Raw genomic sequence first — 22,037 nt, 5'->3', positions numbered from 1 at the left:
TGAACTCAGCAGCTCAGAATAAATTTCCAGCCACCTGCTCGGAGGCCGTGTAGATCCTCGTCATCAGCGACGAAGTATTCAGCACCGGATCATCCTTGACCGTGCTGTGGATCGTGATGGTAAATATCTGGTTGCGCACGCGGCCCACCACGCGCTCGCTCACGGATTTCTTGTGAGCATCCATCGCGCACACCGCCGCCTCGTTGCCAATCGCCTGCAAAAGCTGTGAGCTCGCCCCGCAGGCCTGCATCATGCCCGCCAGCTTGGCATGCGCATCCGTGCTCACCTCCATCGTGACGATTAGCTCGCGCACACCACCATCCCCCTTGGACGTAAACATGCAAGTCCCGGGCTGATCCATCCGCACCGTCGGCCCGGCATCCGCAGTGATCGTCGCCGACGTTGACGTCGTCACCGCCGGCCCGGCTGTATAAGCTCCCACGGCATCACCGCCCAATAGCCCACCAACCGTCGCCTCCGTCAGCCAGGGGCAGTTATTCGCGGCATGCGCACTGGCAGGAATCAGCAGCACAACCACGGCCAGCAAGATGCGAAGAGTCCATTTACTTGCCGCCATTGTGCATGCCTCCTGTCTCCGTCATGTCGGAGTGAACATGCCACGGAATGCTCTCCGCGGAGATCTCCGGATGAGCGCGCAGGAAGTCTAGCGAATAAGTAGGCGCGCCCGGATCCACTTTCTTGTCGGCGAACATGCCTTGCTGATCGCGCGCCTCCTGCATTCTGCCCGCGCGGCGATACAGAATGGACAGGTTGTAATGCGCTATCAGGTCGTCGGGGTCAATCGTCTGCAGCGCCTCGAACTGCTCCGTGGCTTCCTTATCCCGGTTCTGCTGGTAATACGTAATGCCCAGTTGCTGCCGCGCATCGCGCGACTCCGGGAACTTCTCGACGACATATTGGAAGTCGGCGATCTCAGCCGGCGAGTTGCCGGCCCTGCGCTGCAGCAGACCGTCGTAATAGTGTGCGCGTGCGCTTGCCGGGTCCAGCTTGAGCGCATGACTGATCGCCATGCGCGCAGAGTCATACTTCTCCCAGACGATTTCCGTTAGGCCGATATTGGTATAGCCATCGGCGTAGTCGGGGCGCAGTTTCACCACTTCGTCGAATGCGTCAACGGACTCCTTGTACTGGAACTGATCCAGCAGCGAAATGCCCAGATTGTTCCAGCGCATCCAGTCTTCGTTATCGTTCGGTTGCGGCGCTTCAGGGCTGTTCTCGCCGATCTTCAGCACGCGCGTACGCGAGGCGATCTCGACCAACGGATACGCCGGATGGTCATCCTTGCCGAAGATATTGTCGAGATAGCTCTGGCGCAGGTGGCGATAGTTGACCTTTGCCGTAACAGTGACCGCGCCCGTGATATCGGCCGGCATGCGGAACTGATAACGCACCAGAACCGAGCGGCCGGCCTGCACGGAGTTGTCGTAAGCCACGGAGTGAATCGTCCACACCTTGTGGTTGTCCACAAAGTTGCCCTCATCGGTAACAGGGCGATTAGTAAAGCTGTGCGCGCGGGGATCGATCATTCCGTCGGGTTTCAGGAACCCGGAGTGATAAATCTCCTTGCCATTTGCGTCCTTGGCGCTGAACTCCAGCCAGCCCTCATAAAGATCCCGCACCTCGGGAATGAGCGAGTGGCCTATACCCGTGCTCTGAACCACAACCCAGGCCTCCACCACGTCGCTGGGGGCAAGCTTATAAGAGACTTTGCCAAGCGGCGCGATCAGCTTCTCATCGCTGTTGCGCTTGATCGCAAAGATATCGACCTTGAGGTAATTTCCGGTTTTGAGAAACTCGATGGTTTTGTCGAGCTGATCCTTAAAACCATAGTAGTAGGGAACGGCCGTGTTGCCGGCAAGCCAGCGATGTGAGGCAAGTGTGCCGTTTTTGGCGCCATAGTCAGGATGCGTGATTGCATTACGCATCATATGGCAGGTCTGGCAGGTCTTGAAGTCCGCGGTATAGAAGGGAAGCGGACTGCGGTGCGAGAACTTCGACTGCTGCCACTCGTCGTAAGCGGTAAAGGCACGGATGAATTTGTAGTCGTTGAGTGGCGCCGGCAGATTTGCCTTGTGGCAGGCAGCGCAGAACTCCGGCTTGTGCAGAAAGTCATGCATCACAGCCGCGGAATGCCGCTCCGGATGCTGCAGAATCATATCGAAAGGCACCTGGCCTGGAATCCGGTTGCCCTTTTCATCCACCATGACAGCGGGCACGCCAATGACTACCGCGGCATTGCCGTTCACCGATCCGCCTTTCATCGCGTCACCGATGCTGGTCACCGAGTGGCAGGTCATGCAGGTAAGGCCGTCTGAGTCGAACTTCGCGCGATCCACCTTGCCATCTTCGGTAAGGGCCGCGCCAAGCACGCCGATGGGATTGTGGCAGCTATCGCAGAAGCGTGCAAACGCCATTCCGCGGGTATTGTCGCGGATCAGCAGATTCACGCTGGTGCGATAAAACGGCGTACGGAACGAGTTCGAGTGCAGCGCCTGCCGCCACTGGGAATAAGCCTCCTGGTGGCATGTGCCGCAGTACTCCGCGCTGGGATACGCGCCGGGCTGCATAAAGCCCTGTCCCACCGGTTCAATGTTGCCCGGAACGTAGGGGTTGCCCTTGCCGTAGTGAAAATTGTAGGCAGGCGTCACCAGGTCGTTATACGCCTTGTGATCGGCGGCGAATTTCTCGTCCGCGCGAGCCTTGAAGCGCGCCATGGAAGCAAGCTGCGCATCCGTGTCCGGCGTTGGCTGCGCGTCCTTTGGCTTCGGCGTATATGCCGGCGGCGGCGCAAGCTCACTGGTGCCGGGGTCAGCCGGATTCACGCTTTGTTGCGTCTGCTGCGCCTGGGCGCAGGCGGCAAATGCCGCCGTAAGCGCCAGTGCGAACAGTATCAGCCTCGAAAAAAATTGTTTGGTCATGGATTTGGTGTCCTGTTTTTCTGTGACCGGTTTATGCGCATTCCTAACAGAAATCCGGCTTACATCTTCTTTCCGAAGGCGTTATACGTAGCAGGATTGTCGTAGACGCTTGGAATGATTCCCTTGCCTTCTTCCGCCGTGAAGTAACGATCGACGGAAGCAGGGCTTATGGTTTCCTTGTTGCCGTCTGACCACTCAATCTCAACCTTGTCCACCTTGGTGGACTGGCCGAGGCCAAAGTGAAGCCGGAAATCATTTGAGGATTCAAAGCTGCCGCCGCTCATCACATCGCTGCGCTGGCGCTGGCCGTTCACAGTGACAAAAACCTTTGTGCCAATCGCGTCGCGCGGACTCTTTGGCCCGCCGATAAGCTGGAATCCGACCCAGTGGTTGCTGTCCTTGTTCACATTCCGCAGCAGAACGGGTGTGTGATCGATGCAGTTGATGACCACGTCAATCTTGCCGTCGTTGAAGAGATCGCCAAATGCAGCACCGCGTGCAGGAATCACGTCGGCAAGGCCTGAGCCCTCAACCGGCGGCATCACCTCAAATTTCTTGCCTTGATTCACGTTATGGAAGAGCATGGGCCGCTCTGCCCATGAGGTGCCCCAGTTGTGCTGGTCCACCTGCGGATAAACGTGGCCGCTGACGAACATGAGATCTTTCCACCCGTCGTTGTCAAAGTCGAAGAATGCATCTCCCCAGCTCAGGAACGGATAGGTAGGCTCGGCCATGCCCATCTGCGGAGTAATGTCTACAAAGTTTGCATCGCCGTCATTGCGATACAGAGCCTTGTAGTCGTCAGAGAAAGTGGTGGTGTAAATATCGATCCGGCCATTATTCATGTAATCGCCCACGGCAATGCCCATGCCCGCCGTCTCGCGCGCGTCCTGGTTAAGCGCAAAGCCCGAAAAGAAGCTCGAATCCTGGAACGTTCCGTCGCCTTTATTGATGTACAGATAGTTGGGCGAGGAATCGTCTGTCACAATCAAATCCACCTTGCCGTCGTTATTGATATCCACAAAGGTGGACGAGAAGCCGTAATACTTGCGCTTGTCGCTCACGCCCGCCTTCTCGCTCACATCCGTAAAGGTGCCGTCACCATTGTTGTGGAAGAGATGGTCCGGCTCGCCGGGCAGTCCGCGCGGCCCGCACATGGTCGTTGCGCCGCGGAAAGAGCAATTCGCAAAGCCAACAGCGGCTGATCCAGCCATCGGAAGCCGGTTCATATCCCAGTGAACATAGCCGGGAACGAAAATATCCAGCCGTCCGTCGCCGTCGTAGTCGCCAAAGCTGGGCCCGGTAGACCAGTTGCCGAGCGTAACGCCCGCCTGTTCCGCCACATCGGTAAACGTACCGTCATGGTTGTTGTGATAAAGCCGGTTCTTGCCGTAGTTCGCCACGTAAAGATCGGGCCATCCGTCGTTGTCGTAGTCACCCACAGCCACGCCAAAGCCCCAGCGCTCGTTCGTCACGCCGGCCTGCTCGGCAACGTTTGTAAATGTGCCGTCATGATTGTTGTGGAAGAGCGCGGCCTTCGGCGGAGCCTCTTTGCCGTCGAGCGCATCCCGCGTAGAGCCGTTGACAATGTAAATGTCCAGCCAGCCATCGTGGTCGTAGTCAAGCAGAGCCACACCCGAGCCGATAGCTTCCAGGATGTAAGGCTTCTCCGGCGTCCCCATCTTGTGCTTCCAGCTCGTGAGCCCAGCCTTCTGCGAAATGTCCTCAAAAACAACCGGGCCCGTCTTGACGAATCCGCCGGCGGTAATCGGCCGCTTCTCTGAGTCCAGTACCGGAGCAAAGACACCAGCCGTAGCAGAGCCGCCCTGCGGCGCGGATGCGGCATTGCCCTTTCCGCCATACAGCGGCGGCTGCCCAGGAGGCTCATTCTGCTGCGCTTGAGCGCACAGCGGAAACAGCGTAACGAGCGCTCCGGTTACAGCCAGAACTTGCAGAGAAAACCTTGCGGCACACAATCTCATTCAAATGACCTCACGAACTGGGGAGTCTCTAATCTCGTATTCTTCCTGATGCGCTCTTGCACTGTCACCACCACTTTGGCGGATAAGACATTCATCCGATGGGTGGAGAAGACGCAATGGCAAGTCACAGCGCCACAGTACAAAAAACCGGCAGGAAAAAGCGAACTAGAGTCGACTTTAAGCAGATAGCATTCTACCCCTCCAGACATACCATCAGGAATAGCCGAAACATGGCTGCCAGACAGCCCAGGCAGCAGCGCATCGCAGCCGCGCAGACCCCACCATGAATAAGCCTGATCAGGGGTATAGATAATCGCTATCGGCCCTGTTTCCTCCAGGTCGCAGATAGAAAATATCCCTGTGGGCGCAATCCTCTTGACTTGGTTGCTTCAGTAGAAAGAGCCGGTTCCTGCCCGCTTCCGCTCCTGGCCTGGGCCTGATACTTTTATGTACTCAACACCAGTGTTCTGTTCTCTTCTATCCAATTTTTCGTGGAGATCTCGCGCGTATGTCCTTGTTGAAAGATACTTTTTTCAGGCGCCTCTGCTTCCGGTTCGTCTGCACATCGGCGCTTGCCGGATGCTGTATCGCCGCCGCTCAAGCGCCCGCACCCGCGCCCTCCGGTACACCACCGGCAAACCGGCCCCCACGAGTCGCGGCAACCGGCGTGAATAAGCCCGGCGTCTCACGCCCACTCGCCGATCTGCACCCCGGCGCGGTCTTTCCCGTGGCAGGCAGCCCGGACTGGAGCGTCGTTACAAACGATGCGGTATGGGTAGCCTCTGCGCGCCTGAACCACGTCGTGCAGTTGCTCCCGGCCACAAACACCGTGGGCCTCACCGCCGACGTAAAACGCCCTTGCTCCGGATTGGCGGACGGCTTCGGCTCCATCTGGGTCCCAAGCTGCTCAGACCACGTCCTCGTGCGCCTCGATCCCGCTACCGCAAAGCCTGTCGCAACCATCCCCGTCGTCCCTGCCAACTCCGAAGGCGGCATCACCATCGGCGAAGGCTCCGTCTGGATCGTCGCCAAACCCTCCACACTCGTTCGCATCGATCCGGCAACAAACAAGGTCACTGCCTCCATCGAACTCCCCTCCGGCTCCGAAAACCCCTTCTTCGCGGATGGATTTGTCTGGGTCTCATCCTTCGAGCACGATTCGCTGCTCAAGGTTGACCCAAAAGCAAACAGGATCGTCGCCACCATTCCCGTCGGACCAAAGCCGCGCTTCCTCACCGCCGGAGCCGGTTCCATCTGGACGCTCAACCAGGGCGACGGAACCATCACGCGCGTCGATGAAAAGACCGGCAAAATGGTAGCCAGCATTCCCTGCGGCCTCCAGGGTGAAGGCGGCGAGATCGCCTTCGGCGCGGGCTACGTGTGGGCCGCGCTCTTCGATTTCCCCCTCACGCAGGTCGACCCAAAGACCAACGCCGTCGTCAAACAATGGGCCGGCAAGGGCGGAGACGGCGTGCGATTCGGCCACGGCTCCGTATGGCTCTCGAACCTCATGCAGCAAAATGTGTGGAGGATTCCATCGGAGCAGAACTAGCTGCTACACTGCCATCTTTGCGCGGAAATTTGCTCCTCGCCCCGCGCGGGTTGTTCAATTCCCCTCCGTCATGAAGGAGTAAGCCTTGCCGAACCCCACAATTCTTTCCAGCGCCGAGCCGGCTATACCCCTTGAGACGGCGCAGTACGATGCCACTCAGCAGGCCGAACCGATCTTTCGCGCCATCGTGGAGGCCGGCGGCCACTTTACACGCGTCATCAAGAAAGGGCAGCGGGTACGGATTGTGGACCTTGAGGGAAACCAGGCCATCGACACCCTGTTTTACAACGCGCATGACACGGCAGACCGCTACAGCGCCCAGGACACCATTCGCGAGCAGCAAAACATCTATCTCACCACTGGAACAAAGCTGATCTCAACCAACGGCAACGTCCTGCTGACGATTGTGGACGATACCTGCGGACGTCATGACACACTCGGCGGCGCGTGCGCGCAGGAATCCAACCAGGTTCGTTACGCAATCGAAAAGAAGCCCATGCACGCCTGCCGTCAGAGTTTCATGATGGGCGCGCTTCAATGGGCTGAATCTGCGGGAATCAGCTTCGGCAAGCAGGACATTGCGGCAAACGTCAACTTCTTCATGAACGTGCCCGTCACGCCCGAAGGCGGCCTCACCTTCGAAGATGGCGTCTCTGAAGCCGGCAAATATGTCGAGTTGCGCGCCGAGATGGACGTGCTCATGCTGATCTCGAACTGCCCGCAGCTCAACAATCCCTGCAATGCCTACAATCCCACACCCGCTGAAGTGCTGGTGTGGGCCGAGTAAGCTCGATCCCGCGCGGCAACCCACGTGTACTCAGGAATGATCGCCTTCAGCTTCTCTCGAATGCGATCCTCATCCCACGTCGGCAAGCATTCCCTCAGTTCACTCAACTCTCTCGACAACTGCGGCCACGCGGGCACAAAACACTTCGCGCGTTGAACCTTGGCGGCAGCCGTAGGCTCCGGCGTCTCTGAGTCGTAGAACAGCTCTTCATGCAGCTTTTCTCCGGGCCTCACGCCAATGTATTCAATCTCCATTTCATCTTCGCTCTTGCCGAAATCGCGAATCAGCCTTCCTGCCAGATCGACAATGCGCACAGGCTCGCCCATATCCAGCACAAGAATGTCTCCGTGATCTCCCACGCCATACGCCTGCACAAGCAGCAGCGCCGCCTCCGGAATCGTCATGAAGTAGCGCGTCATCTCCGCATGCGTGACCGTAATCGGCGCTCCGCGGCGAATCTGCTCCTGAAAAATCGGAACCACGCTTCCCTGCGATCCAAGCACATTGCCAAACCGCACAGAGACGCACCGCATCCGCGCAAACGGCCTCGCTCCCAGAATCATCTCTCCCAGGCGCTTCGTGCAGCCCATCACGCCGCCCGGATTCACAGCCTTGTCCGTGGAGATGAGCACAAAATCATCGCATCCACACCCATCCGCGCACGTAAGCAGATCCATCAGCCCAAAGACATTGTTTTTCAGCGCCGCGCATGGATTCGCCTCACACAGCGATACATGCTTGTACGCCGCGGCATGAAAGATCACCTGAACGCCATGCTGCACAAGATGATGCCGCATGGCCTCGCGATCGGTAATGTCAGCCACAACAAAAGCCTTTTCAGTATCCGCATGCCCCGGCAGTTTCTCCTGCAGATGAAAAAGCGGCGTCTCGGCCTGATCGAGACATACCAGCTTCGCCGGCTTCGAGCGAAGAATCTGCGCGCACAGCTCAGAGCCGATGGAGCCGGCTGCCCCCGTCACCATCACAACGCGTCCACGCAGAGCCGCATTCTCACAGCTCGATTCCTCAGCCACAGAGTCATGAACCGGCAACTCATTCAGGTCGAGAAGATTTGCGGCAACATTACCGGTCGCGGCAGAGGCGCCCCACTTCCGCGGCACAATCCCATAGCCATCTTTCAAAGCGCGTTGCAGCACCATTTCCACCGCATCGCAGATGCGTTCCACATGCTGCTGGCCAAGCGTGGGGTACACCGGAAACGCAAGACTGGTTTCGCCAAGCTCACGCGCAATCGGCAGACACTGCGCTGGACGCCACTCCACCGGAAATGCCTTTTCGAGATAAACCTCGCTGCAGCTTCCGCTGCCACATGGAATGCCCTCCGCCGCAAGCTCTTCAAGAATTCGGTCCCGGCTGTACCCCTCAACCAGCATCTCGCTGCGCAGAAACGCATAAAACCGGTAGTACGCATGGCCCACATGCTCAGGCACAACCGGAACTCGCAAAGCGGCAATCCCGCCCAGCCGTTGCGCCAGATAGCGTGCATTCGCCCGCCTGCGCTCAAGCCAATCCGGCAGCTTCCGCAGCGCCGCCCGTCCCACCGCCGATTGCACCTCCGTCATACGCAGATTGCTGCCGAACGACTCATGCACCCAGCGAAAGCTCGCGGATATGCGCTCCGCATGCACCGCATCAAAGTCCTTGCCATGATCGCGGTAGGCCCACATCTTCTTCCACAACTGCTCATCGGAAGTGCAGACCATGCCGCCTTCGCCGGCCGTCGTCATGATCTTGTCCTGGCAAAAGGAAAAGGCCGCCACATCCCCAAACGACCCAACCGGCCTGCCATCGAGCGTAGCCCCCTGCGCCTGCGCGCAGTCTTCCACCACTCGCAAGCCGTGCTTCCGCGCCACGCCCAGAATGGCCTGCATATCGCAAGGCCATCCGCCCAGATGCACCGCAAGAATCGCCCGAGTCGCCGCTGTGACCGCGTTGCCGATCGCCTCAACCAGAATGGTCTGCGACCACGGATACACATCCACAAAGACAGGCCGCGCGCCCACCGCCACAATCGCCCCGGCGCTGGCAATAAAGGTCCGCGACGTGGTGATCACTTCATCCCCGCGACCAATGCCAAGCGCGCGCAGCGCAACTTCCAGAGCGAGAGTCCCGTTGGCTACGGCCAGCGCATGGGAGCAGCCTGTAAACTCCGCAAACTCGCGCTCAAACTGAACGCCCTCCTGCCCGGTCCAGTAATTCACCCTGCCGGAGCGCAGAACGGCCTCAGCCGCAGCAATCATTTCGTCGTCAAAATGCGGCCACGGGGGAAACGGATCGGCCCTGTCCACGGTCACCACTCCCGGTAGTGAATTCCATTCAGACCCACACCGTCCGACTTCGAATGGACATCGAAGACATTCTGGCCGCCCCACGAATCGGTCGTCGGCTCATCCTGCATGGATCGCATGACCCAATCCGCTTGATGCGTGATCGGATCGACCGGAATCCGCTTCAGGAACTTCACCTTCTTAGTCTGTATCTCCACGCCCGCCGCCAGCGTATCGAGATCGGGCGGATAGCCAAAGCTATCGATTTTTATCTGAAAGGCGCCGGCGTCCGCGGCTCTCTTATATTCGTCAATCGCAGAACGTATCTGCGCCAGGTCGTATTTCAGCTCGCGCTCCTGCTCACGCCGAATGGCAAAACGAGCAATCGGCACCGCTGCAGTGGCAAGAATGGCAAGAATCCCGGCCGTGACCACCAGCTCCACCAGGGTCAGGCCCATCTGTCCATTCGTCTTGTTGTAAAGCTTCTTTGGCATATGCGTGGTATCCGGTCAGGAACCGGATGATTCCTTAGGGAACTATATACGTAAATTCCCTCGTCTTTTTTCTCAGGCTGACTTGCTAACCCGCTATCGCGCAAAGCGCGGCTAACTCGCTAAAAAGAGTAACGGATATAGTTCCCATTCCGTATAACTGACGAAAATTCGCCGGATTCCGCTTCGCCTAAAAGCTTGTCAAGCCCTTTTTCGAAAAATAGTTTCTAAATCTCTGATTCTAAACAGCAAAAAACTTCGTCCAGTTTGCACATTATTTCGCGGAATCTGCCATACTCAAAATCAGAGAGAAAAAGCGCAGGCCCGAATTCATTTGGATTCGGGCCTTCATGCGTGGCGAAAACGCGAAAGAAGCTCTGATAATCTGCAACCGCACCCAAGAAAAGAGAACAAAAGGCGAACAAAACTCCGCGCATCAAAAATGAATCGTAAGGTTTTTAGAAACAGTTATTTACAACTGCAAGTGCAAATTTTTAAAAAAATTTGGTAACCTGCTTCCTATATTTAAGTAGTAAACAGTCCGGCAGATCGGTACTGGCTCAGTTTGAATTGTTTTGTAACAGGGCACGCCTTCACAGCTTGCGGAAAAACTCAAATCGGACCAGCTTTGTAACAGGGCACGACTTCAGTCGTGCCGAAACAGTCGCTTACAAGGTTTTTGGGCTTTAGCCCCTGCGGGATTTTTTCAAACTGAGCCATTACCCGGCAGATCGAAAATGCCACTTTTTCGCTTCACCATAGCAGGCATATCCTGGCGTCAAATCCGCATTACCTATCAGAAATTAAAAGACATACGCATCAAAAGGAGAAAATTATCAGATCTGGCAATGCGAGACAGCCAGATTTCCACAGGCCAGTTTGCTAACAGCCCCGACGGCATCTGACTCTGTACAGTAATGTGTTTCCAGCCATCGCCTGAGGGCCATCAAAATATGCCGAAGCTGCGAGCTCTTGCCCTTCGAACCGCGTTCTGCGCAATATGCCTCCTCGTCGCATGTCAGTCTCACCAGCAGAAAACCGCAGCAAATCCAGGCTCTTCCGGCCAGGCCTCCATCGATTCCTACATTCACGCATCATGGGATACCCTGACGCGCTCCATGACCGATTGCGCCTCGCTCACCGACACAAAAATCGACCCGAAATTGAAGACCAGCCCAGTCCTCTACCTTCCGCAAGACTTCCCCGAACCCAATGAAGTCAAGGCTTTAACCAGCCAGTGCGCCGTCGACGTGGAGCGTCTGCCGGTTCGTATTCGGCACATTGGAGATCCCATCCGTCTGCCGGCCGAAGGGCTTCTCTATCTCCCCAATAAGTACGTCGTCCCCGGCGGCCGCTTCAACGAGATGTACGGATGGGACAGCTACTTCATCCTTCTCGGCCTTATTCAGGACCACCGCATCGATCTCGCCCGCGGCATAGTCGAAAACTTCTTCTTCGAAATTGAGCATTACGGCGGCATCCTCAACGCCAACCGCACCTATTACCTCACCCGCTCCCAGCCGCCGTTCCTCACCTCCATGATCCGCTCCATATATGACGCTGAAGCCATCTCCGGCCAGAACGACACGGCATGGCTGGCCCATGCTTACGCCTATGCTGTTCAGGATCACGCTCTCTGGATGACCGCGGCACATCGCGCCGGAAGCACCGGACTTGCCCGTTATTACGACTTTGGTGAAGGACCGGTGCCGGAGATGTCGGACGCCGACACCTACTACCCGGATGTGATTCAATGGCTGCTCTCGCATCCTGGAGCCGGCACAACGTATCTGATCGACGGCCCCGCAAATCCGGGTCCTGCCGACCGCGCCCGAATCGCCCTGGTGAGTTGCGACCCCACAACCTCCCAGGTATGCGCCCATGCCCACGTCGGCACGCACTGGCTGAGCAAGGATTTCTTTAAAGGCGACCGTGCGATGCGGGAATCGGGCTTCGACACCACTTTCCGATTCGGCTTCTTCAGCGGCTCAACGCACCATTACGCGCCGGTATGCCTCAATTCCCTGCTCTACAAATACGAGCAGGATCTGGCATGGATAGCAGGGCAACTACACAGGCCATCCGAAATGAAGCAGTGGCAGGCGCTTGCCGATGCCCGCAGGCGTGCCATCGACAAATATCTATGGAATCCAGGCAAGGGCATGTACTTCGATTACGATTACACCGCGCCCCGCCAACAACAATCGGATTATGAGTACCTCACAACCTTCTATCCCTTGTGGGCCGCAGCCGCCACTCCGGAGCAGGCAAAGCTTGTAGAAGCCCACCTGGCGGATTTTGAGAGGGCCGGAGGTCTAGCCATGAGCACACGGGAGTCCGGCGTGCAGTGGGACATGCCCTATGGATGGGCGCCTGTCATCTGGCTCGTCACCGATGGACTCGCCGGATACGGTGACATAAGGGATGCGCAGCGTATCTCCGGAAAGTTTACTGATGTGGTACGCACAAATTTCGCCCGCGATCGCGCGATTCGCGAAAAGTACAACGTCGTGAACGGCTCATCTGAATTTCATCCAACCGCCGCCGGCTACTCGGAAAATGTCGTCGGCTTCGGCTGGACGAACGGTGTCTATCTGAAAATGAAAGCTTTGCTCATGCGGCAGGAGCCATAGCCTCGAAGACTGCATAAAACACAAAAGGCAGCCCGGTCACAACCGGACTGCCTTTTTCTGCGTATCGGATGGCTCGCTTTATCTCTCTGCGTTCGCGCGGATTACCCGCAAGCAGCTTTAATATAAAATTCGCTTGCCTTGTACTCCCCTTTAGTTGTACACATATTTCATAAACACCTGTCGCTCATATTCCTGGTTTGCAGGTTCAAGCTGTTTGAGTGAGCCGCGCAAATGCGCCATAACGGCAATTGTTCAGAGTCTTATTTACTTGGTTTTAATAGTACTTATGCGAATATCCGAAAAGACAATCCCCTTGGTCATAATTTTCAAGCCATTTTTCTCTGGAGTAAACCTCGGTTTCCGATAAAACAGGTTCAAAAATCGTCGACGAAATGATGTAGAACCAAACAAAATATTCTCCCCCCTTGGTTTAATTAATTGTTTATCTCCCTCGAAGTACTCAAGTTACCTTGAGATAGAACCGTAGTGCTATTTTTGTGGTACTATTGGGTTAATCTTCATAAATAGTTGATGACCGAAGTAACAAAGAAACTGATGGGCACTGCCCAATCGTTCGATATGCCTAGTAACACCGGCTGGTTTGCTGTTCTGTCTTGGTGGACATCGTCATCAGGAGAAACTTATGTTAAAGAGATCCATTTTTCTCTTTTTGTGCGGCAATGGCTCTAATTCGGCCGCACCGTATATTCGAAACTTTTCCGCACTGCGCAATGAAGCGCATGTCCAAACAAGTTTCTGTTCCACTAAGCGCGCCAGGGCTTTATTCCTGGCTCTCCTGTGCGGTCTCATGATGGCAAACCTGGCGGTAACCGGATGCGCGGAGCTGCCTAAGAGCGCCGTGACGGGCGGTTCTGGCAGCTCAGGCGGTTCAGGCGGTTCAACTGGCGGCAGTTCAGACTCGGCGACATCTACTCTGGCGCTGAGTACCAGCAGCATTAGCTACGGAACGCTGGATGTTGGAGGGGGCATCGATCAGCACGTCACGCTGACCTCAACGGGCACAGGTTCGGTGACAATAAGTGCTATGTCGATCAGTGGCGCCGGCTTCATCTTCTCTGGACCTGGGCTGCCGTTCACATTGGGCGCGGGTCAGTCAGCAACGATGGGCATTGAGTTTAGTCCGAAGAGCGCCGGTGCGGCGAGCGGAAAGTTCATCCTGACCAGCGATTCCTCCACGGGAGCCACCTCGACCATCGCTCTGAGCGGAATAGCACAGGCGATACCGAGCAGCCTGAGTTGTGCCAGCGCTTCGGAGACGAAAGCAGCAACGGACACCTGCACGGTAACCCTCAACGCAGCCGCGCCCACCGGAGGCCAGGAAGTAAACCTGGCAAGCATCTCTTCGGCAGTGACGGTGCCGGCCTCAGTGACCGTCGCCGCGGGCGCCACCAGCGCCAGTTTCCCAGCTACCGTCAAAGCAGTGACCACCGCGCAAACTGCAACGCTGAAAGCCACCGTTGGCGCGGAGGTCAAGAGTTACTCGATCGATCTTAGCGCGGCATCGGCCTCTACGCTGACGCTGAGCACCACCAGCATCGGCTACGGAACGGTGAATGTCGGGGGGGGCGTCGAGCAGCACGTCACGATGACCTCAGCGGGCACAGGTTCGGTGACAATAAGTGCTATGTCGATCAGTGGCGCCGGCTTCATCTTCTCCGGACCTGGGCTGCCTTTCACATTGGCCGCGGGTCAATCAGCAACAATGGGCATTGAGTTTAGTCCTGAGAGCTCAGGTGCGGCGAGTGGAAAATTCACCCTGACCAGCAACTCCTCCACGGGAACAACCTCGACCATCGCTCTGAGCGGAACGGGACTAGCGGTGCCGAGCAGCCTGAGCTGCGCAAGCGCTTCGGAGACAAAGGCCGCGACGGATACCTGCACGGTAACCCTCAACGCGGCTGCGCCGGCCGGCAATCAGGCAGTAAGTTTATCGAGCAGTACTTCTGCCGTGATGGTGGAGCCTTCGGTAACTGTCGCTGCAGGCTCCACGAAAGGCACCTTCGCGGCTAACGTCACATCCGTGAGCACTCCACAGACAGCTACACTGACGGCCACCGTTGGCACGGCGACGCTGACTTATTCGATCAGCGTGGGCGCGGCAACAAAGCCGGCACTGACCGTAAGCACAACCAGCTTGAGCTTCGGAACAGTAAACGTAGCATCCACATCCTCCCAATCGGTCACGCTGACCTCATCCGGCACAGGCTCGGTGACGGTAAGCGCCGAATCCCTGAGCGGCACAGGTTACACACTCTCCGGAGCAAGCTTCCCATTGACGCTCACTGCGGGACAGTCAGCCACCCTCGCAATCGCCTTTAAGCCCACCACGGCCGGCACAGCCAGCGGCTCGTTAATCCTGACCAGCAACTCCTCCACGGGAACCACCTCGACCATCGCTCTGAGCGGAACGGCACAAGCGATACCGAGCGGCCTGATCTGTGCAAGCGCTTCGGAGACAAAGGCGGCGACGGATACCTGCACGGTAACCCTCAACGCGGCTGCGCCCACGGGTGGCCAGGCAGTAAGCTTATCGAGCAGTACTTCAACAGTGACAGTGCCGTCTTCGGTGACCGTTGCCGCAGGCGCCACCAGTGCCAGCTTCCCGGCTACCGTCGCAGCAGTGAGCACAGCGCAGACGGCAACGCTCAGGGCCACCGTCGGCACAACGGCGCAGAGTTATTCGATCAGCCTGAGCGCCGCAGCAACGACGTCCACGCTGACCGTAGGCGCCACCAGCATAAGCTTCGGAACGATAAACGTAGCTTCCACTGCCTCCCAATCGGTCACGCTGACCTCATCGGGCACAGGCTCGGTGACGGTAAGCGCCGAATCCCTGAGCGGCGCAGGTTACACACTTTCCGGAGCGAGCTTCCCATTGACGCTCACTGCCGGACAGTCAGCCACTCTCGCAATCGCCTTTAATCCCACCACGGCCGGCACAGCCAGCGGCTCGTTAATCCTGACCAGCAACTCCTCCACGGGAACGACCTCAACCATCGCTCTGAGCGGAACAGGGCAAGCGGTGCCGAGCGGCTTGAGCTGTGCCAGCGCTTCGGTAACAGGCGCAACGACGGATATCTGCACAGTGACCCTCAACGCCGCCGCGCCGGCCGGCGGCCAGGCAGTCACCCTGTCGAGCAGCTCGACGGCGGTAACAGTGCCGACTTCGATGACCGTGACAGCCGGCGCAACCAGCGCCAGCTTCCAGGCGTCGATCTCATCTGTAGGCTCGGCACAGACGGCAACGCTGGCGGCGAGTGTCGCCGGTACGGTAAAGAGTTATTCGCTCAGCCTGGGCGCGACGGCGGCCACACTGACCATAAGCTCAGCCAGCGTGAACTTCGGAACCATAAACGTATCCTCGACTACCTCTCAGTCAGTGACTCTGACGTCATCGGGTACGGCTTCGCTGACGATAAGCGGCGCATCCGTGAACGGCACCGGCTTCACTCTCTCCGGGGCAAGCTTTCCATTAACGCTTACTGCAGGACAGACAACCACCCTCGCAATCAGCTTCGATCCCACTACCGCAGGCGCGACAACCGGCTCGGTAGTTCTGACCAGCAACTCTTCGACTGGAACCACCTCGACCGTCGCCTTGAGCGGGACAGGTCAGGCAGTACCGTTCGAAGTCTCCCTTACCTGGGACGCGCCGGGAAGCTCTTCCATCCCAGTGGTTGGCTATAACGTCTACCGCGCAAACTCCGGCACTTCTTCCTACAGCATAGTGAATCCGTCTTTGGATGCCTCAACCGCCTATACAGATACCACCGTAGCGGATGGAAGTTCTTACATGTACTACGTCGTAAGCGTCGATGCGGAAGGCAACCAGAGCGTGCCCTCCAGCACATTCAACGCATTAATTCCGTAAACGCTGATTTCACTCACGGCAGGGACGGTTCTCACGAACAGTCCCTGCCATTTTTTTTGCAATCGCCATCTGCCTGAAAATTCTGAACAAGAATTCCTCCTTTTCGACAGAGCCGGCCGCTCAACTGAGAACTTCTGCAATGACTCAAATAATTGCCCAACGAATAACGGATTAGCCTAGTATTATCGCCACAGTACAAGGTAGAAGAAGGGGTTTGCTGAATGCTTACCAAGGACTTGGCAAGTTTGGATCGGCAGCATCAGATTCACTCACTACATCATCCGGTTGAAACCACTGACAGCTTGATTTTTGAGAGTGGAAACGGAATATACGTTCGAGACACGGAGGGCCGGGAATATCTCGACGGCCTTTCAGGGCTGTGGAATGTCAATGTAGGTCATGGGCGGGACGAGTTGGCGAATGTTGCTGCCGACCAGATGAAACGATTGGCATACTACTCAGGGTATGCGGGATCGACAACAATACCTTCGATCGTACTGGCGGAACGCCTGATTCAATTGGCGCCCTCAATGGGAGCGGTGTTCTTCAGCTCAGGCGGAGCCGAAGCAAATGAATCGGCATTCAAAACGGCTCGCTATTACTGGAAAGTCTCCGGCAAACCTGAAAAGGTCAAGATCATCTCCCGCATCCATGGTTATCACGGAGTTACCTTGCAGGCGATGACCGCGACGGGCATGGCGAGTTACAAGAAGATGTTTAGCCCTCACGTGCCCGGCTTCATTCATATCCCCACCTGCTATCCATTCCGTTTCGAAGCTGTTGAATCGGGCGTAACAGTTGGCGAGGCCGCAGCGCGCGAACTGGAAGAAGCGATCCTTCGGGAGGGACCCGATACCGTTGCTGCCTTCATCGGCGAGCCGATTCACGGCGCGGGCGGCGCAATCTATCCCACAGACGATTACTGGCCGCGCATACGCGAAATATGCACACGCTACGACGTGCTGATGATTGCGGATGAAATTATTACGGGATTTGGACGCACGGGCCGCTGGTTTGGACTGGAGCACTGGAACGTCAAGCCAGACATCCTATCCTTCGCGAAAGGCGTGACCTCCGGATACCTGCCGCTCAGCGGAATTATCGTCCATCAGAAGATCAAGGACGCGCTCGATTCCGTCGAACCGGCAAACCGCTGGATGCATGGCTATACAAATTCAGGCCATCCGCCGTGCTGTGCGGTCGCTCTCCGGAATATCGAAATCATCGAGCGTGAGGGCCTGCTCGAAAACACAGCAAAAATGGGCGATCTTCTGCTCACAGCACTCAAGGATGCGTTCGAGGATCATCCGAATGCGGGCGATATTCGCGGAGGAAAAGGGTTATTAGCTGCCGTGGAGTTTGTGGAGGATCGCAAAACCCGGAAGAATTTCTCTGCCCAAAAAGATTTTGGCGCGCAGCTTCGGATAGAGATGATAGATCGAGGGGTCCTCACACGCACCCGCCCCGTTATTGGCGAGCATCCACTACCGGGCGACGAGGTACTCTTTGCGCCGCCGCTGATTATCAATGAAGAGCAGATCCATCACATGGTCGCAGTGACAAAGGAGTCAGTCGAAACCGTGCTTCGCCGCTAGCCGCCGGGTCCGTGCCTCCCTTACATCGATAGCCTTGAAACATGCTTTGAAATATGCACGGCCTGCTGCAATGTTGCAGTTGTGCCCATATCCGTGGCATCTCCGCTGTGAGTGGAATTCGGCTTGATCGTCTGGTCTTCCGCATCTTCCAACGCCAGAACCGCATATCCAGTTGCAGCGTCGCTCATGAAATGCCCCATGCCGCTGGCCGGATCGCGAAATCCGTTCATGGAGGAAGCCCACCAACTGCCCTTCTGCGACTGATGTGATTTGAGCCACTCCAGCCCGCGCTGCAAAGCAGCATCCGTCGAACTGACGCCCGCCTTCTTCATGCCCAGGACAGCAAGGCCAGTGGCACATCCGTCGCTGCCATCCACACGATCCGCGCGCTTGAACAGGCCAAGCACTGCAGGCTTCAGAGCCTCCTGCCGGTCCAGAACCGACAATGACCATCCGCCGTCCGCATTTTGCAGACTGGCAACTTTTTGAATTAAGTCTTTGCGCTGAACATCGCTGAGGAGTCCAGGCATCTCAGCGGAAGCCCACAAAACATAGAGTTGATTCAATGCAGGCTGAGCGGAATAGTTCCTGAGCAAGTAATCGCGCAGGCGCTCGACATGATGGCGTATTGCATTGTCGTTGCTATTCTGCTCCGACGTCATTCCCACAGCGATTGCCATCATCGCTGCTCCCTGGTATCCGGATTCGGATGACTCCCACGGCGCTTCATGAAAGTCCTGCCAGTCCCAGGCTCCAATGTTTTCACCACCTGTTTTCTGCAACGCCCATGCATTGTCAAAAGCCCGGCGAACCAACGGGTCAGACTTCTGATTTCCGCGATCGTATGCCGCCAGAATCACTGCATTGAGCACGGCTTCCGTGGAGTGCGAGGGCATAGCGTGAGCAGCGTCGGTATAGTACGGCTTCATCCGAGGCCACTCATTGACCCGGGTCTCAATGCTTCCAAGCATTTTCGTTTCATAAGGCGTCAACGCTGCTTCGCCCAACTGCCGACGGAGCATCGGACGAACGAACGCATACGGCACAACTGTATGACAGGAAATACAGACTGTTCCCTTCTCCAGTTGTGCAGGCTCCCATGCCTGCCACCAGGCTTCTCGATCGTCGAGATAGCTTGCTGCTGCTGCAGGGCTCCACTCGTTACGGCCGGAGCCGTCAGCATGCGTTGACGAAGCGCGGACGCGAAAGGCGGCCCACAGAACCAGCCCCAGAACGCCAAGAACAACGATCGAAGTTGTGTAGAGAAGTATTCGCTTCATGCTTTCCCCGTGTGTACCCCAAAAATCAATGCCCCATGATTTTCGCCAGTACGGCAACAAAAATCATGAGGCCCGAGACTCCATAGTATTACTTGTTGAAAGAAATTTCCTACTATAGCGAAATAAGCGCCGCCGGGTCCAGCGTTAACTGCTTCGATGAACTCAAAAGCGTCTCCATTTCGGCATGCTTCTTCTGCATACATGCCCTTTTCTCAGCGGAAATATATTGCAGCCAGTTGCTGTAAAGGGTCTCAGCAACCCCGTGCCAACTGTTCTCTATTTGGGCTGAGGACAGGATTTCTTCAAGCCGTGCAAAGTCTCCCTCATGCGGTCGCGCGGGGATCTCGCGTTGCATATCCAATAACGCTTGCTCAGTCTGAAGATCGAAGTAGGCTTGAGGAAAATTCGGATAGTTACCCGTTTCCCCCCGGATAAAGCGGATTGCATCGCGACGATATTCCATCAGAAGAGAATCTAATTGATATTCAGGATGACTTTGAAAGAAAAGGAACAAACTCTGCTCCTGCTTGATGAAGCAGTCGGCACCATTTCCGTCAGTCCGGATAAGTACCTGGTATCCCGAACTGGTGAGGTCTGTCTCCTGCAAGCCATTCCAGCGTGAGTGTGGCAGTCGAAACTGCGCGGGAAGATTTGCTGTGATCGGATGCCCTGCGACTCCGGTGCTATCGAGGATTCCGCTATGCTTTTGGCCGCTTCTCACACGCTGAATACCGTCTATATGCAGAACGGCGGCATGCGCTGCCAAACATGACCAGACTGTGGAATAGGTCTTCTCGCGAGCCCACTCAAGAAGATTCACAAAGTTCGGCCAATAAGGCTCGTCAGAGAGATTGGCGGCAATTGGTTCTCTGCCCGTGACAATCAGTCCATCCAGTTCCGTATCCCAAAGCGATTCAACGCTCTTGTAATTCTGATCGATGTGATTCTGCGCCGATGGACCGCGCGGAATATTCGGAAGCGAGTAGAGCGAAAGGCTGACAGAGAACTCGCCAGAGGCGGCATTCAGCAGGGAGAGAAACTGCTGCTCCGTGGCAAGAAGAGCTCCATCCGGCATGTTATTTACCAGCCCAATTGCCAGATTTCTGCTCTCGCTTTCGATGCACTGAGCAGACGGGCTGTCGCAACCCGTGCTACAGCGTGAATATTTCGCGTTCGAAGAAGGTAGAGCCATCGTAACTGGCATGAGGTTCTCCTGAGGCTGCAGAAAGACTTGTAATTAGCTGTGCTGCGCCGCAGCTTCGAGCGCCTGCTCGAGATCGGCAACGATATCGTCAATGTGCTCAATGCCGACACTGAGGCGTACCATCTCCGGTGTAACACCTGCGCTGCGTTGTTCTTCAGGCGACATCTGACGGTGCGTTGTGGAAGCCGGATGGCAAGCGAGAGACTTGGCATCGCCGAGATTCACCAGCCTGGTGACCAGGTTGAGCGCGTCATGAAATTTGACTGCAGCGGGAAAGCCGCCCTTGATTCCAAAGGATATGAGTGAACACGCACGTCCGCCCAGATATTTTTTCGCCAGAAGGTGATACCGGTTTTCAGGGAAGCCTGGATAATTCACCCATTCCACCTGCGGGTGATCGCGCAGAAACTCTGCGACACGCCGTCCGTTTTCTACATGGCGTTCCACTCGCAGCGCAACTGTTTCAATCCCCTGCAACAGCAAAAATGCGCTGAAGGGCGAGAGCACCGCACCTGTAGTTCGCTGATAAAGACTCTTGCAGCGTCCAATAAAGGCTGCCTTTCCGTAGTGCTCGGTGTAAACCAGACCGTGATAAGAGGCATCGGGCTGCGTGAACATCGGAAACCGTGCCGCATGTTCTTTCCAGGGGAAATTTCCGCCGTCTACAATCGCGCCACCGAGCGTCGTTCCGTGGCCACCGAGAAATTTCGTAAGTGAATGCACTACGATATCGGCGCCATAATCAATCGGACGAAGAAGGATGGGCGTTGCCACTGTGTTATCGACGATCAACGGCACGCCATGCGCGTGAGCCACTTCAGCTAACGCCTCAATGTCGCAGACATTCCCAGCGGGATTGCCGACACTCTCACAATAGACTGCCCGAGTCTGCTCATCGATCAGAGATTCGATAGCTTCCGGCTGATCGGAACTCGCAAAGCGCACCTGAGTTCCCTGCTGTGGAAGCAGGTGGGCAAGCAGCGTGTGTGTGGTGCCATACAACTGGGGCACAGAGACAATGTTGGTGCCGAGCGAGCTTACGTTGAAGAGTGCATACGAGACAGCCGCCTGCCCACTGGCGAGACACTGTGCTGCCACGCCTCCTTCGAGGGCGGTAATGCGCCGCTCCAGAACATCTGTCGTCGGATTTCCGATTCTGGTATATCGATATCCTTCTGCTTCCAGGTTGAAAAGCGCCGCAGCATGATCGGCGCTGTCAAATGCATATGCCACAGTTTGATAGATTGGGACGGCAACGGACTTTGTTGTCGGATCCACTTGATAGCCGCTGTGAATAGCGATAGTCTCTGGTTTCATCTTCATTCCTGCACGCAAAAAAGAGAGCGTCGTTTGTAGCGTGTCGTTGTCTTTGGCCGAAGCGCTGGAGATTACTG

At 56.5% G+C, this 22,037-nt stretch carries 13 protein-coding genes; 5 read left to right on the top strand and 8 right to left on the bottom strand.

Annotation, left to right across the window (positions count from 1 at the left end; all coding sequences use genetic code 11):
* Window positions 1–13: 13 nt before the first annotated feature.
* The 3 genes from ABSG47_RS06700 to ABSG47_RS06690 are packed head-to-tail and all read right to left on the bottom strand — an operon-like array spanning window position 14 to window position 4,921.
* A complete protein-coding gene (locus tag ABSG47_RS06700) occupies window positions 14–577 on the bottom strand; it encodes a hypothetical protein (protein WP_424168034.1) in 564 nt (187 codons plus the stop codon).
* Window positions 564–2,939, bottom strand: coding sequence for a tetratricopeptide repeat protein (locus tag ABSG47_RS06695; protein WP_424168032.1), 2,376 nt, complete (start codon window positions 2,937–2,939; stop codon window positions 564–566). Before ABSG47_RS06695 ends, ABSG47_RS06700 begins: the two co-directional genes overlap by 14 nt.
* A 59-nt stretch (window positions 2,940–2,998) precedes the next feature.
* A complete protein-coding gene (locus tag ABSG47_RS06690; RefSeq protein WP_424168029.1) occupies window positions 2,999–4,921 on the bottom strand; it encodes a CRTAC1 family protein in 1,923 nt (640 codons plus the stop codon).
* 508 nt (window positions 4,922–5,429) lie between these two features.
* Here ABSG47_RS06690 and ABSG47_RS06685 point away from each other — a divergent pair.
* Window positions 5,430–6,473, top strand: a complete 1,044-nt coding sequence (locus ABSG47_RS06685) for a Vgb family protein (RefSeq protein ID WP_424168027.1) — start codon at window positions 5,430–5,432, stop codon at window positions 6,471–6,473.
* Between the two features lie 85 nt (window positions 6,474–6,558).
* Window positions 6,559–7,260 (top strand): urea amidolyase associated protein UAAP2, encoded by a 702-nt coding sequence (locus tag ABSG47_RS06680; RefSeq protein ID WP_424168025.1) that lies wholly within the window; start codon window positions 6,559–6,561, stop codon window positions 7,258–7,260.
* Here the strand turns inward: ABSG47_RS06680 and ABSG47_RS06675 are convergent.
* Together ABSG47_RS06675 and ABSG47_RS06670 are read right to left on the bottom strand one after the other, a co-directional pair.
* Window positions 7,218–9,569: a polysaccharide biosynthesis protein gene (locus ABSG47_RS06675; RefSeq protein ID WP_424168023.1), complete on the bottom strand. Its 2,352-nt coding sequence runs from the start codon at window positions 9,567–9,569 to the stop codon at window positions 7,218–7,220. The genes ABSG47_RS06680 and ABSG47_RS06675 overlap by 43 nt on opposite strands.
* A gap of 2 nt (window positions 9,570–9,571) precedes the next feature.
* Window positions 9,572–10,042 (bottom strand): type II secretion system protein, encoded by a 471-nt coding sequence (locus ABSG47_RS06670; RefSeq protein WP_424168020.1) that lies wholly within the window; start codon window positions 10,040–10,042, stop codon window positions 9,572–9,574.
* 950 nt (window positions 10,043–10,992) lie between these two features.
* Here ABSG47_RS06670 and ABSG47_RS06665 point away from each other — a divergent pair.
* The 3 genes from ABSG47_RS06665 (at window position 10,993) to ABSG47_RS06655 (ending at window position 18,159) form a co-directional block, all read left to right on the top strand.
* Window positions 10,993–12,672, top strand: a complete 1,680-nt coding sequence (locus ABSG47_RS06665; protein ID WP_424168017.1) for a trehalase family glycosidase — start codon at window positions 10,993–10,995, stop codon at window positions 12,670–12,672.
* An 808-nt stretch (window positions 12,673–13,480) separates the two neighbouring features.
* Window positions 13,481–16,564 carry a beta strand repeat-containing protein gene (locus ABSG47_RS06660; protein ID WP_424168015.1) on the top strand — a complete coding sequence of 1,028 codons (3,084 nt, stop codon included), beginning with the start codon at window positions 13,481–13,483 and terminating at the stop codon, window positions 16,562–16,564.
* Between the two features lie 221 nt (window positions 16,565–16,785).
* A complete protein-coding gene (locus ABSG47_RS06655; protein WP_424168013.1) occupies window positions 16,786–18,159 on the top strand; it encodes an aminotransferase family protein in 1,374 nt (457 codons plus the stop codon).
* A gap of 20 nt (window positions 18,160–18,179) precedes the next feature.
* On the opposite strand, the gene ABSG47_RS06650 is transcribed toward ABSG47_RS06655, so the two are convergent.
* From ABSG47_RS06650 to ABSG47_RS06640, 3 genes are all read right to left on the bottom strand, one after another.
* Complete coding sequence (locus tag ABSG47_RS06650) at window positions 18,180–19,439, bottom strand: prenyltransferase/squalene oxidase repeat-containing protein (RefSeq protein WP_424168011.1); 1,260 nt, start codon at window positions 19,437–19,439, stop codon at window positions 18,180–18,182.
* 112 nt (window positions 19,440–19,551) lie between these two features.
* Window positions 19,552–20,631 (bottom strand): homoserine O-succinyltransferase MetA, encoded by a 1,080-nt coding sequence (gene metA / locus ABSG47_RS06645; protein ID WP_424168047.1) that lies wholly within the window; start codon window positions 20,629–20,631, stop codon window positions 19,552–19,554.
* 45 nt (window positions 20,632–20,676) lie between these two features.
* Complete coding sequence (locus ABSG47_RS06640; RefSeq protein ID WP_424168009.1) at window positions 20,677–21,960, bottom strand: O-acetylhomoserine aminocarboxypropyltransferase/cysteine synthase family protein; 1,284 nt, start codon at window positions 21,958–21,960, stop codon at window positions 20,677–20,679.
* Between the last annotated feature and the right edge of the window lie 77 nt (window positions 21,961–22,037).

Source organism: Occallatibacter sp. (assembly GCF_049510455.1).
Taxonomy (GTDB): domain Bacteria; phylum Acidobacteriota; class Terriglobia; order Terriglobales; family Acidobacteriaceae; genus Telmatobacter.
This window is presented reverse-complemented; position numbering and strand designations above follow the sequence as displayed.